This window comes from Cupriavidus basilensis, assembly GCF_029335485.1.
GTDB lineage: Bacteria > Pseudomonadota > Gammaproteobacteria > Burkholderiales > Burkholderiaceae > Cupriavidus > Cupriavidus basilensis_E.
Window position 1 is genome coordinate 1 of record NZ_JARJLM010000386.1, and the last position, 11,906, is coordinate 11,906.

General features: G+C 60.8%; 15 protein-coding genes. 4 read left to right on the top strand and 11 right to left on the bottom strand.

What is annotated here, in order from left to right:
• Positions 1 to 364: 364 nt before the first annotated feature.
• Positions 365 to 598: a DUF2188 domain-containing protein gene (locus tag P3W85_RS23010; RefSeq protein ID WP_276266478.1), complete on the top strand. Its 234-nt coding sequence runs from the start codon at positions 365 to 367 to the stop codon at positions 596 to 598.
• Positions 599 to 1,627: 1,029 nt separating this feature from the next.
• Here the strand turns inward: P3W85_RS23010 and P3W85_RS23015 are convergent.
• From P3W85_RS23015 to P3W85_RS23035, 5 genes are all read right to left on the bottom strand, one after another.
• Positions 1,628 to 1,891: a hypothetical protein gene (locus P3W85_RS23015; protein WP_276266479.1), complete on the bottom strand. Its 264-nt coding sequence runs from the start codon at positions 1,889 to 1,891 to the stop codon at positions 1,628 to 1,630.
• Entirely contained in the window at positions 1,851 to 2,111 is a 261-nt protein-coding gene (locus P3W85_RS23020) for a hypothetical protein (protein WP_276266480.1), read from the bottom strand. The genes P3W85_RS23015 and P3W85_RS23020 overlap by 41 nt, the downstream gene beginning before the upstream one ends.
• A 280-nt stretch (positions 2,112 to 2,391) precedes the next feature.
• Positions 2,392 to 2,826, bottom strand: coding sequence for a DUF6882 domain-containing protein (locus P3W85_RS23025; RefSeq protein ID WP_276266481.1), 435 nt, complete (start codon positions 2,824 to 2,826; stop codon positions 2,392 to 2,394).
• 203 nt (positions 2,827 to 3,029) lie between these two features.
• Positions 3,030 to 3,236 carry a DUF7661 family protein gene (locus tag P3W85_RS23030; protein WP_276266482.1) on the bottom strand — a complete coding sequence of 69 codons (207 nt, stop codon included), beginning with the start codon at positions 3,234 to 3,236 and terminating at the stop codon, positions 3,030 to 3,032.
• 123 nt (positions 3,237 to 3,359) lie between these two features.
• Complete coding sequence (locus tag P3W85_RS23035; protein WP_276266483.1) at positions 3,360 to 3,776, bottom strand: hypothetical protein; 417 nt, start codon at positions 3,774 to 3,776, stop codon at positions 3,360 to 3,362.
• A gap of 103 nt (positions 3,777 to 3,879) precedes the next feature.
• Between P3W85_RS23035 and P3W85_RS23040 the strand changes: the two genes are divergently transcribed.
• Together P3W85_RS23040 and P3W85_RS23045 are read left to right on the top strand one after the other, a co-directional pair.
• Positions 3,880 to 4,242: a hypothetical protein gene (locus P3W85_RS23040; protein ID WP_276266484.1), complete on the top strand. Its 363-nt coding sequence runs from the start codon at positions 3,880 to 3,882 to the stop codon at positions 4,240 to 4,242.
• 811 nt (positions 4,243 to 5,053) lie between these two features.
• A complete protein-coding gene (locus P3W85_RS23045; RefSeq protein ID WP_017228977.1) occupies positions 5,054 to 5,239 on the top strand; it encodes a hypothetical protein in 186 nt (61 codons plus the stop codon).
• Between the two features lie 280 nt (positions 5,240 to 5,519).
• Here P3W85_RS23045 and P3W85_RS23050 read toward each other — a convergent pair whose 3' ends face one another.
• Entirely contained in the window at positions 5,520 to 6,341 is an 822-nt protein-coding gene (locus tag P3W85_RS23050; RefSeq protein WP_017228978.1) for a dienelactone hydrolase family protein, read from the bottom strand.
• Between the two features lie 566 nt (positions 6,342 to 6,907).
• On the opposite strand from P3W85_RS23050, the gene P3W85_RS23055 reads away from it, so the two are divergent.
• Positions 6,908 to 7,597, top strand: a complete 690-nt coding sequence (locus P3W85_RS23055; protein ID WP_017228979.1) for a helix-turn-helix domain-containing protein — start codon at positions 6,908 to 6,910, stop codon at positions 7,595 to 7,597.
• Positions 7,598 to 7,750: 153 nt separating this feature from the next.
• On the opposite strand, the gene P3W85_RS23060 is transcribed toward P3W85_RS23055, so the two are convergent.
• From P3W85_RS23060 to P3W85_RS23080, 5 genes are all read right to left on the bottom strand, one after another.
• Positions 7,751 to 8,035, bottom strand: a complete 285-nt coding sequence (locus P3W85_RS23060) for a hypothetical protein (protein ID WP_276266486.1) — start codon at positions 8,033 to 8,035, stop codon at positions 7,751 to 7,753.
• 175 nt (positions 8,036 to 8,210) lie between these two features.
• Entirely contained in the window at positions 8,211 to 8,462 is a 252-nt protein-coding gene (locus P3W85_RS23065) for a hypothetical protein (RefSeq protein ID WP_017228981.1), read from the bottom strand.
• Positions 8,463 to 8,601: 139 nt separating this feature from the next.
• A complete protein-coding gene (locus tag P3W85_RS23070) occupies positions 8,602 to 8,805 on the bottom strand; it encodes a hypothetical protein (RefSeq protein ID WP_017228982.1) in 204 nt (67 codons plus the stop codon).
• An 80-nt stretch (positions 8,806 to 8,885) separates the two neighbouring features.
• Positions 8,886 to 9,137, bottom strand: a complete 252-nt coding sequence (locus tag P3W85_RS23075; RefSeq protein WP_017228983.1) for a hypothetical protein — start codon at positions 9,135 to 9,137, stop codon at positions 8,886 to 8,888.
• A gap of 456 nt (positions 9,138 to 9,593) precedes the next feature.
• Positions 9,594 to 11,906, bottom strand: a 2,313-nt coding sequence (locus P3W85_RS23080; RefSeq protein WP_276266487.1) for a hypothetical protein, incomplete at its 5' end; no start/stop codon positions are given.

Sequence of the window (11,906 nt, forward strand, 5' to 3'; positions counted from 1 at the left end):
GAGATCCGCGGATTTGGACGGTCTGTCAGTTGAAGAAATCCTAAATGCGCAGCGACGTTACCGGAATTCTACAGGCATGTTCAAAAGCAGGAGCACCTCGTAATCGCCGGAGGTATTGGCCTGCGGAAGTTTCCTGCGCAGCCAGGCAAGATTGCGCAGTCGAGCACGCCGTAGCAAAGCGGCGGCGACAAGGCTTACGCGCTCACGAGACGTTGCCCTCGTCGGATCTGTCTGCCGGGGCGGCTTTTCCCGGATGGGGCAAGCGCCACGCGCTCGTATAGACGCTCAAGTCGGACAATGCCCACTATCAATCGGACCGAACGTCTCCTAAAACAGCAGTAGATCACCGCTCAGGGAGACTGCAATGGATTCAATGCCGCAACGCAACGTACACGTCATCCCCCACGGCGACGGGTGGGACGTCGTTCATGAGGGGGCGAAGGGTGAAAGAGCACACTTCCCCACCCAGGAGGAAGCTGTCGATGCCGCCACAGTGATTGCACAGCGCGACAAGGTGGAACTGCTGGTACACGGGCAGGATGGCCAGATTCGCACACGCAGCAGCTACGGCCAAGACCTGCGGAACCACAAAGGCTGACGCGCGCTCCCACGGCACTGCGAAGACATCCCGCATGACGCATTCCTGCCTGGTATTGTCGTCGGCCACCGCCAGCGCATACGGCGCGATGCACGTCACTGCCAGTCGGCATTTTCAAGAGGCGCTTGCGCGCCCGGTGGGTGTCTGCCGTTTTGACGGGGGTCGGCTTGCGGCGGTTAGCCGGACAAATCCACCGAGGGGCGTTGGAGGAGACACGGTTGGGGTGGCGAAGTCAAACCGCACGCAGGCAGCGTTTGACAGCTCGCCTTACCAAGTCGCGTTGATGCCCTGCACCCGCACGGATGACGATCGCACCGGGACTTGAACCTGGACGCCCCTGTCACTGGCATGAGAAGGTCACCTTCTGTATCGACTTGATCCTTGTGCCGTGGGCGTGGACCATCGCCATGTTCTCATGGCTCGCATTTGCGGCTACGCTGCCGGACACCTCCAAGGTACCCGTGTGCCCGTGCTCCCCTGTGTAGCTGCACCTGGCCTCGCAATGCCGAGACCTCGGTTCACTATTCGTCGCGACGAAGACGATCGCCTCTCCAGAGCCGCTGGCCATGCACCGTATCGCAACGCCATTCTTCACCACAACATCCCGGGCTTCCGGTGTTGCCTCAACTGGTGAAGTCATCCCTATCAGGACAGCGATGATCAGAAGTGCTGGCGCAAGCTGATTTCCAGGCATGCCATTCCCCACGCAAGAAATCGGAGGGTAGTGTCTCATCCGACTCCGGTCAATCCGTCCGGTTTCGCGCACACATGCGCCTGCGAATAAAAGACCCACGCCTCGGCCGTGACCATCCTCGCGGCCTTCAGCCGGCCGTCGGTTGCCGCCCGGGCGATGCCTCGACGCCCAGGGCGGCGTTCGATCCCTTGCACCTCCTGTCACCCTCGATCCAGGCCCTCAGCTTCGCCTTGTACTTAAGAGACTGCTTGGGGTGGCCTGCTGGGATCGCTCTGTCCGCCGACATCGAAAAAATGAAGAAGCCAGCACTTGGCAGGCCCTGACTGAACTTAGCGTCATTTTGTCACACTATTCTTACAAATTAAATTTATTGCATACCAGATATGCATCTGTTTTAATTCGCGCCGCGCGGCATCTGCTGCGCCCCTTTCGCGCTTCTGCTTCTGCGCAAGACCGGCATGGATTTCCCGTCCCGGCCGGTCTTCTTTTTGCCCGAACTCTCGCTGCGGCAGCATGAAAAAGCCGCCCGAAGGCGGCTGCTGAACAGTGCTGCTCCGGCTACTCGCCAGTTTGAGCCACGACTTGTTGTGCTGCGGCATATCCCATGATTTTCACGCCGTCGCCATCCAGCTTCCTGCTCTGTGCCGGCAGGTCCACCGTCGGCATATCCGGATACATCTCCGAGAGAATCTCATCGGCGTCATCTCTGGACTCAAACGGTCCAAAGTGAATAACGCGGGGTCCGGTGATTGCTGCGAACAACCACTCCCCGGTCTCCAGCGGGTAGATCACCGCCAGTGAGCTTGCATGCCTGTACATAGCTGCCTCCCGATCTTGTCATGTCCTCCAACACAACAATCGATGCTGGCGAACCCCACCCTCGACAGGGCAGGCGCCGCGCGACGTCGCACAGAAATATTTTAGAAAATCCGTCAAGCGCGACAAGTGGTGGCGAGCTAACACGGGGGATGCCGTCCCCAGACACCCTGACACGGTCTCCTCGATCGTCGGCGCGTGCAGCACACCCAAGCCTATGTGATCGGCTTATGCCGTGGAAACCGCAAACGGGAAAGCCTCAATTCGACATGACGGCTCGGACTCATTTCACAACATAGTAAACCCATGGCGTTTGATGCTTGACTTTAAAGACCGCGACTCCGCCCAGCTCTTGGAGTGAGAGAGCGCATAGCTCATCAACATCGTTGGTGTTGGTGCGGAAGTGCGAGGTTTCAAAGATCTTGTACCCGGTCTTTGCGCAGATATCCTTAATGCGGGAAGCTCCATTTCGACAGGCGTCCGGGAATGCATCATTTGCCCACGCCCAAGCCCATTCTTCTTCCATCGGCAGATATGTCCCGATGGGTATGATTTGAAAGACCTGAGTCTGGGCGTCTGTTCTTATGAAATGCAAGCTCTGCGACTGATCGTCGATGCTCCATTGCGAAAACTGCGCTACAACTCTCGCAAAGGCCTCCTGTTTTGCGCGATAGGCATCGAGCGCGCCTTGGCGCAAGGTTTCGTACTGCGCGTCCAAGGAATCCTGGTGATGTGGGTGGAGTTGCATGTCAAATGTTAGGGTTCATGGTGATGAATTCATGGTGGCGAATGGCAGGTCCCTGAGGGTTGCAGCCCCACCCTGCAGCGGCTCTCTATGCGTAGCGGGGTTGTTCGCTATCCCTTGCCAGGCAAGGACCTGCACCCTTCGGCCAAATACAGGCAGTCCCGACGGTGCCGCCGTCAGAGCTGGCGGATCACGCGGCCGCAAATTGCATCTTCATGAAGCAGGTCGTTGAGGTATCCCTCGACTTCATCCGCCAGCACGTCAGAAGGGATCACCAGATCGTAGATTTCGACCGCCGAACCATTCCCCATTCGAAATACCCTCCACTTGCTTTCAACCCGCCGCACTTCGATCTGGTAATTCCCAAATATGTCGTACCTCATGTTAATTCCTTATCAAGAATGGAATTCTTCCAGTCTACCCGCTGCCGGGAATGCCGGGACGCGCATGGCCGAACCCAAACCTATGGCATTACCGGCAAGCTCGGAAATACTCGCTATCTGAAGTCAATGGCACACCTGAACATTCGAATTGCCGTGGTTCGCCGCAGTGGGACGAATGCCGGTATTGTCTATCGCCAGCCGCGCCGCGAACACTCGATCCACCGTGGCATAGCGCCGGCGGGCCGGCGCACTTCCGCCTGCCTCTTGGAAAGAATGATCCTCCCGCGCTCGGCCCGATTCCCGATTGTGGAGCATATCGACAAGGCGATCGAGCGGCAATGCCCGTTCGATCGGAACCTTCAGCATGTCCGTGTCGAACGGGCCCGGGGCGAGAGCGAACAGCCCGTTGTAGATCACCAGCGCATCTTCCGCTTCGGGCACCGCCGCTGACCCCGCGGCCACCTCGGCGAGCCCGGTGCGTCTGCCACATCCTTCCAACGGCAGCCATTTCGGCGGGCTTTTTGCTTTGGGCCACCACATTCCACGCCTCGATACTGTATATCCATACAGTTAACTCAACTATCGCCAGCCTCGCTCGCACCACCCCTATACTGTATATCCATACAGTATCAGTGAGAGAGACATGTTCACCTGCGCCCCGGGCACCGTCCACCTCTACCGCAAGTCCCCCTCAGAGGAGTGCCTTGACATTCGCTGCCTGTCCCTGATCGTGGACGATCCGTTGCTCACGGCAGATACCAGGAATCCCGAGGCCGAGGCCGCCGCCCAGGCCGCCGGCGCCACCCTGCTCCTGACCGGGGTAAACACGACAGCGGTCATGGCACTTCCCTGGCGGATCGACCGCCTCGCTTTCGATCACTGCGGCGTCCGGCTCAACTTCTCGCTTGCTGACTGGATTCAGTTCGTGGGCCCACGCTCCATCCGCCTGCGCACCCGTGGCGAACGCCACTACGCCACGCGCCAGGAGACGGCGTGCCGGGCGTGACCATAATCGTTGACACGTCCGCGTGTGGATATGCTTCCGCCCATGGGATAGGCCTGTGCTTCTGACCCACCTGATCGCCGCCAGGTTTGACAAGATATTCACCTTGACGACCTGGCAAGATGCGCGGGACAAGCACCGGCGGGTATTGCCGCGCGCGCCACTGCCAGGAGAAAGGATGCGCAATAGCCCGTCCGACCAGATGTGAGCCCACGCAAGAGACCTCGAGGATCGAGACGGACAGGATCCGTTTAAGCTGCCGACCGCGACCGGTGCCAACGCCGCTCCGGCCAGTGGCGCTCACCGAGCGGGGCAACAATCAAGCGGCCCTCCTTCACCTCGACCACCCGGTAGTCTCCCGCTCGATGGTGATGGCCGAGCACAAGTCTTACTGGCCAAGCCCGATTCTGGTACTCAACGAGCATTTCGCCGTATTGGTTCCAATGCTCCTTACTCGGCTTGCCTACCATAAAGACAGAAAAATCAAAATACGCATGATCCCACAATCTTGCCAGTGACGATGGCGATATGGTCCATATTGCGTGGCGTACTTGATCATCCGAATCAGGGTCGATCCAGGCACGCGACACCCAGACATCTTTAACATTTGTTCACCATCCTTGCTTCCGGCTCGTGCCAGAATCGTCCTACGCGAGCTAGGACTCGTCAAATACATTCCGAGCCCCGGGACGTGCTGGTTTCTTTATAGCCCCACCTTCGGCAACGCAGAGAGCCGAATCGGTTTTATCAAGATGACGGGCCATCTCTGCATCCATTTTTTCTCTGTCCAGCAGAGGCGAATAGAGCAGGAAGCATGACAGTAGTAACAGAATTAATAGCTTTTCTGATTTTCGAGGCGCTGTGGTTCGTTCCCTATAGCTTGGCCTTCAAGGCTGCCGGCATTCGCGGCCACTACGCCTATCTTGCTTTGCTCCCCATACTGGGCCCGCTGATCTGCACCTGGATCCTTGCCTATCATGTTCGGCCTCCCAAGCCCTAGCACTAGGGTCCTGACTCGCAAATTCGTTGAATAGGTCAGCCGATAAGGGGCGCGATCTGTTGTCGCGAATGCTCGCAAGGACTCAGCCTTGCTGCGCTTCGCTCCTAGGCTTCCACGTCTTCCCGACAGACCTATTTCTTCAACGAATTTCAGACTCAGGATACTGTCTGGTGGGTCCGCTCTATCCACCTTGGTGATCGTATCTCCATCTCCTTGTTCAAGCCTGGCCGCCACCGTCTTCTGATCTGCATGGCAAGCAAACTGACCGCTTCTGCTGGCTTCATCCGCCGAGTCGACACGCAAGAAACGACAGAATCTCGTCACGCGCCGCAATCGTCGGCTGGCCCGCTTCATCGACCAGATGCGCAGTCACCACGCTGTGGGGGCTTGCCACCACCTTTTCGAAAAACGGCGGGGTGTCCGGATTGGCTGCGCTGTCAGGTATTACGCGCGCGACAAAACGTTCGCCCAGCGCCTCGGTGAACGCTGCGAACCGCTGCGCCCTGCAATGCCTGTCGCCCTCGAAACGGTAGGCCATGACGATCAGGTCCTCCCGCTCCAGACGCTCCCGCACGGCAGCGAGTTCGTCGGGAGCCATATTCATGCCGGCGGGGTTGTCGATAGGCAATGACGGCTGGCATACCACCGGCGCGAGCATCGACGGCTCAAGCATCATCGCGAGCGCGAAGTTGCCGGTGAAACACATGCCGATCGCTCCGACGCCTGGACCGCCGCACTCCCCATGCGCCAGCCGCGCAAGCGATCGCAGCCATTGGGTGACCGGGCTCGACTCGTTGGCAGCGAAGGCGCGAAACTCTGCACTGACACAGGCTCGGCGGAAGGTGGCGATGCCTTCGTCGACCTGGGGCACGGCACCATCACGGCCGAATAACGACGGCATGTACACCGTGAAACCCGCCTCGCGTATCCAGCGGCTGAAGCGCGCGACGTGCGGGCTGATGCCCGGCATTTCCGCCATCACGATCACCGCCGGGCCGACGCCGGTGACGTGCACCACCTTTGTCGCCCCGTCTAGCGTAATCCGGCGCTGGTCAAAATCGTCTAGCGAGTCGTCCTCATTCATATTCTGGCTGGCTGCCATCGCTGCTCCTTTGCGTTCGATTGATCATCGGAACCACTTGAGGTTGGCTACATGGGATGCCATGGACACGCATGGCCCGAGGCCCCGGCGCAGCCCCCGAGTCTGCGCAGGGACCCACTTGCGCCCCAGGGACCTTCAGTCACGTCGTGCAGGACGACCAAGGTCGCAAGCAGGCACTTCGCATCCGGCTTCCAGCTTATGCAGAGCTTGTATTGGAATGTTTTCGTCGTCAGAATGACAGTGTCTGATATGACCGTTTTCAAGCTAAATCCGACATGTACGATTTTACGGTTCTAGTCCTTGAGGGGGCGTATCCCTCCAGCGTTGCGGCCACACGCGACATCCTTGCCGCGGCAGGCGCACTGGCGGCCAGGGCAAAAGTGGCCGCGCCGCGGTGGAGACTGTGCTCAGTCGAGGGTGGACCGGTTCGATTGCTGGGCGGATTGACCGTGGATACTTCCAGACTGCCGGCAAGGGCAAAGGGGGAGCGATCGACATGGGTGTTGCCGGGTCTTGGCCTGGATACATCCGCTTCCATTCGGCAACGCCTCGGATGCGTCGATTCGGTGAAAGTCATCGAAGGCCTCGCACAACATGTCAAGGCCGGCGGGCATGTGGCGGCCGCGTGCTCGGCGGTGTTCCTGCTGCACGCCGCAGGACTGCTTCGGGGGCGACGCGCCACAACCTCATGGTGGCTCGCTCCCCTGCTGAAAAGGATGGAGCCCGACTGCCTGGTCGATGCCGACCGGATGGTATGTGCAGACGGGCCTGTGATCACTGCCGGCGCTGCCTTCGCGCAGACAGACCTGATGCTGTACCTGCTGCGCCAGCGTTGTGGCAGCGCGCTCGCTGACATCGTGTCGCGCATGCTGCTGATCGATGGTCGCCAGGCGCAGGCGCCATACATCGTGCCGGAGGCGCTGGCCAGCGGGAACGACCTGGTGGCAAGGCTGGCTGCGAAGGTCGAATCCGCGCTTCCGAATCCGCCGACGGTGGCAGCATTGGCTCAAGCGTTCTGCATGTCCGAGCGAACCTTGTCGCGCCACATTCAAAAGGCAACGGGAAAGAGTACCCTGGCGCTTGTGCAGAGTGTCAGGTTGCGACGCGCCAGAGCCCTTCTGGAGACCAGCCGGATGACGGTTGCACAAGTGGCCGAAGCCGTGGGCTACCAAGACTCGACTGCGCTCCGACGCCTGATGCGGAGAGTCGCCGGCGCCAATCCAGGCCAGTATCGAACGGCTGTTGCGGCAACATAGTCCTCAACGCATACCACGTCCGCTTCCAGGCTCGGTCGAGAGTGGGCAACGACGATTGCCTGGACCACTTCCAGTGTGTCCACTCGCTCGACCGCCCAGGTCAGGTAGCGAGCGCCGTCGAACGCATCGTCTTCAGCGAAATCTCCCAGCCGCCTAATCGGCAAGGGGGAAGCCAAAGACATCCTGCTCCAGGTCTCGCTCGAACGCGACCGTCCACGAGGTCCCTGGTCCTGCGGGATATATCTGGATTTCGCTTCTGGTCACACGGGCGACAGTGATCTTGCGGTGGATATGGTGCGAGTGCGGTCCGCCGTCCAGAGGAAGACCCTCTTCCGCGCTCACGTCGAAGTCCTCCCGGACGAACCCATGCCGCGTACATGCTGCCTCGAATTCCGCGTGCTCATCCGCTGGCAGTTCGTGGAACGACTTCTGAACCATGACCATCTCCCGGAGCCCCGGAGGATCCTAGCATGACAAATCTGGCCATCCGGGCCGGAACTGTCGTCGGCGAAGTGGGAATGTGCGAGCCGGCCCGCCCGTTGCCCGAGCGCGCGCACTCCGAGGCATCGAGTGAGTCCGCGCGAACTCGGACAGGGCAATGCATCGCGCGAAGTCAGCCCGCGCCGTCCTCTGCATCAATAAAGCCCAATGGGTGCATCTTGTCCTTGATGTTAACCGCCACGATGACAGCGCTATGCGGCACGAATATCGTGGCGCCATTTTTCTGGATCTCGGCCATCGCGCCACTTGCATCGAATCCATCGCAAACCAGTTGGCTCCACTCCGCCGTTCGGCTGTGTTCCTGGAACACCACGTTGGAGATATTGCGCCAGTGCGAGCCGGAAAGGACCACGAACCAATTCATGACAACCCCTGCCTTGGAATCAAAGGAATCGTTGTGTGCCCAAAGGGCATCCCAGCCTCGTCACCGATGGCAAGGTGCGCGCCATCCTGGACTGCGGAAAAATGCCGTTCGGGACGTGGGCGGCGAAGCTCAGGAGAACTCAGCTGTGCGCATCAACCCACGCCTTCGCCCAGACAAGGCCCTGCGCTACGGCAAGTTCGAACGTCGGGTAGTAGCCGAGCGGCTCCGACCCCTCCTGGAGCCGACCATCTTTCTCGACCGCACCGGTTGCCTCGAACATGCCATCAACCAGTGGTCTCCCGAAGCCACGAACTGTGTAGCCGTTGTAGCTTTCGATGCTCATAGTGCCCTCTCAGGATTTCGGAGGATCGTAGAACGTTGCAGGCGTGGCCTGGTGTTGTTGGCGGCGGTGTAAAGAACAGATCAACAAGCGCCAGGATTGGCCCGGCCTTCGTCGATCAGCTTCTCGGCATAGTCGCGCGCATGCTGCCATGCCTCACCTTCGGAAAAGTACTGCCCTGGCACGGGTTCATGCTCGAGGATCTTGATCGAGGTGCCGTCCGCCGCCTTTGCACAGATCGTCACATCGCCTTGCCACGGCCCACCAATTCCGGCGGAAGTTGCGCAAGCCTCATACCAGTGATCTTTGTAGTACGCGAAACCTTGGAGATCCATCGCTTTCTCCAGTTGCCTAGGACAATCGTAGCACGGCGCAAGGATGTGAAATCAGCTGCAAAATGGGAGCACCGTGGCCCAAGGTGAGTATGTATCTCACTATCCACTAGGTGGTGGCACTAGCTGCTTGTAGCGCTGAATGGAGACGGTTTCGGGATCCACTGCACTGAAGTCGGGGCGCAGCAACAGGCCGTCGGCGGAAGTGCCTATCGAGAGGGCGCGGGCTTCGACATCGGTGCTGAAAGGCCGCTGCTTGCCGTGGTGGCTCAAGGTATCGGGTAGAGAGCCTACGTAATGGGGACAACCTGCAGAGCGCAATGTCAGGCTGCTCGCGGCCGCAATCCGTCTCGCGCAGGCATGTCTCTACCGGGGCAGGCATAACTTCCTCGCGTATCTTGCCCGCGCCACCGTGCCAATGCCGCGGGGGCACGCTGCCCCCCTCGGCAGTCCCGGCGCTCAAGCTGCACAGGTGATTTCGACGCTTTGCTTGACACTGCGCGGATTGGGAACGGGCGCGGTATCGAATCGCTGGGCACCGCGATCCCGCACACCTCCTGCCGTCTTGCCGTCGATGGCTACCTGGCAGCGGTCCGCGCCGGCGAGGCGGAAGAAGGGCTTGGCGTAGCCGCTAAAATCAAAACGCAGGCGCTGTGTGTCGCCCTGGCGGCTGCGCCGCCAGTCCCGCACGAAGCCGCTGGCTTCGACGATCTCCGGGCTGGCGGGCCGTGCAGGAGCATTGGCGGCACGCATCGCAATGCGCGAGGCGCCATCGGCGAGGTGCACGTAGACGCCCCCACCGGGCGCCGGCGAGGTGCCGGTCACGCCTTGCGAGTCCGCCACGTCGGGCACATCCGATCCGGTCCAGCGCACATTGCGCAGGTTGCCGTCACCGCGCACGATCCATGCAGCCGGCTGCTTGCCGTCGCCGCCCAGCTCGCGCGCCACCGCCATGCCTTGCCAGTCGATCACCTTGCGTACGTAGTCGGTGGAATGAACCGGGAACAGCGGCTGCGCCAGCGCGTAATCATAGACCTTGCGCAGCGCCTTGAGCGAAGCCACCTTGGTGCCGGAATAGCTATGGTAGTAGATATTGACCGGTTTGAAGCGCAATGGGCGATCTGTCAGTTCGTAGGTTTCGATCACGCGTTCAAAGCCGTAGTAAGGCCCATGCCAGAGATTGGTGTAGACGTTCTCGTTCTGGTTGGGCGCAAACACCTGGAAGGCATCATCGGCCTTGTTCACGCCGATCGGGGAAATTGCGGTCCAGCTCGGATTGCTCTTCGTGATGATGGTGTCGCCGCCATTGAGGTTCTGCACGCCAGCGGCATTGGCCTGCCTGATCGCCTCGGCCGGCACCTGTGTATCGCCGGGCCACAGCACCATCTTGACCGGCTTGTCGGCCGGCGCCAGCACCCTGTTGATGTAGTCGATCGATCCCTGGATCTCGCGCTGAAGGCTCACGTTATAGCCAGGAATGGGCATGTAGTATTCACGCGCGGCAGCCTGCTCGGCCGCATGGGCAGAAGCACCTACCAGCGCACGCGACCAGACAAAAGGGTGCGAGTACGTGTGGGAAGCCACCTCAACGTATGGCTGGGCAAAGATCTTGCGCGCGATCGGCTCGAGCTGTTGCGTCAGATGGGGGTACATGCCGCTCGCACCGACCTCCCCCTCAATGACCGACATGGTCATGGGCAGGCGGTAGCGATCGAAGATCTCGCGGAACAGCACTTCGCCGGAAAAGCCACCGCCGGGAATTTCGGCACGCGAGGCAAAGCCGTCGCCGTCGATATGGATGGTGAGCAGGCGTCGACCGTTTTCGGTGGTCACGTCGGGCACGGGCATGACCGGCAGGCGCAGCGCCTCGCGGAAGAAGGAGATCGGCTGCACCACCCAGCGATCATTGTCCCGGTCGCGAAAATCCGCCATCACCGCATAGGGCCCCAAGACATAACCACCCCACCGCGTGATCGCCGCGGCATCGTAGGTCAGCGCACCGGCCCGCAGGCGTAGCAGCGTTCTCGATCCCTCCCCCGCTCGCACCGGCACGGCATGCAGCCTGTCCGGCGATACCGGAGCCTCGAAACCCATCATCGGATCCTGCTCCAGCACCTCGACGCGCCCCTTGGCTTCCCCGGTAACCGACTGCAGCTGCAGCGCACGAGCGACCCGGCCCTTGACCGGCGCGCCGAAATCATTGAGGAAGGCAATCGGGATGCCTCGCGCGATCAGCTTTTCCGCCCAGTCGTATAGACGCGCACCGGTGCTGCTGTCCGGCCCGCTCAGCCACACAACCACGCCAGCATAGCGGTCCGCACCGATCTCCGGCAGCGGCTGGCCGACATCGGCGAGGTCAACGCGATAGCCAAGGTAGTTCAGCGGCGTGGATACATAGCGCACCCCCTTGGAACTGTCCAGCGAAACGCCGGGCGGACGGTCCTGCACGACCAGCACGCGGCGTGGCATCACCTCGATGCTGCCGATGCCGACCGTCTGCAGGCCGGGGTCGGCCACATAGGGGATGATGCCCTGCGCGCGGATCCGCGCCGCGGTATCGCGCGCGCACTGGCGGTCGGCGGGCGGGCAGTAGTCGATCGAGATCACCGGCAGGCGGTATTGCTCGCGGATCGTGCGGGCCTGGCCAAGCAGCCAGTCGCGATCCGCCTCGCTCACCTCGGTAAAGCGCTTGCCGGCCTGGTCCCAGCCCCGGTACAGCGACTCGAAGGCCACCGCATAGGCCAGCTGGTTGACCTGCGGCAGGATCTCGAA

Coding starts and splice junctions, on each gene's coding strand:
- P3W85_RS23045 (WP_017228977.1), top strand. CDS start 5,054: ATGACAGTAGTAACAGAATTAATAGCTTTTCTGATTTTCGAGGCGCTG.
- P3W85_RS23040 (WP_276266484.1), top strand. CDS start 3,880: ATGTTCACCTGCGCCCCGGGCACCGTCCACCTCTACCGCAAGTCCCCC.
- P3W85_RS23050 (WP_017228978.1), bottom strand. CDS start 6,341: ATGGCAGCCAGCCAGAATATGAATGAGGACGACTCGCTAGACGATTTT.
- P3W85_RS23015 (WP_276266479.1), bottom strand. CDS start 1,891: ATGCCGCAGCACAACAAGTCGTGGCTCAAACTGGCGAGTAGCCGGAGC.
- P3W85_RS23020 (WP_276266480.1), bottom strand. CDS start 2,111: ATGTACAGGCATGCAAGCTCACTGGCGGTGATCTACCCGCTGGAGACC.
- P3W85_RS23030 (WP_276266482.1), bottom strand. CDS start 3,236: ATGAGGTACGACATATTTGGGAATTACCAGATCGAAGTGCGGCGGGTT.
- P3W85_RS23060 (WP_276266486.1), bottom strand. CDS start 8,035: ATGGTTCAGAAGTCGTTCCACGAACTGCCAGCGGATGAGCACGCGGAA.
- P3W85_RS23010 (WP_276266478.1), top strand. CDS start 365: ATGGATTCAATGCCGCAACGCAACGTACACGTCATCCCCCACGGCGAC.
- P3W85_RS23035 (WP_276266483.1), bottom strand. CDS start 3,776: ATGTGGTGGCCCAAAGCAAAAAGCCCGCCGAAATGGCTGCCGTTGGAA.
- P3W85_RS23075 (WP_017228983.1), bottom strand. CDS start 9,137: ATGGATCTCCAAGGTTTCGCGTACTACAAAGATCACTGGTATGAGGCT.
- P3W85_RS23065 (WP_017228981.1), bottom strand. CDS start 8,462: ATGAATTGGTTCGTGGTCCTTTCCGGCTCGCACTGGCGCAATATCTCC.
- P3W85_RS23070 (WP_017228982.1), bottom strand. CDS start 8,805: ATGAGCATCGAAAGCTACAACGGCTACACAGTTCGTGGCTTCGGGAGA.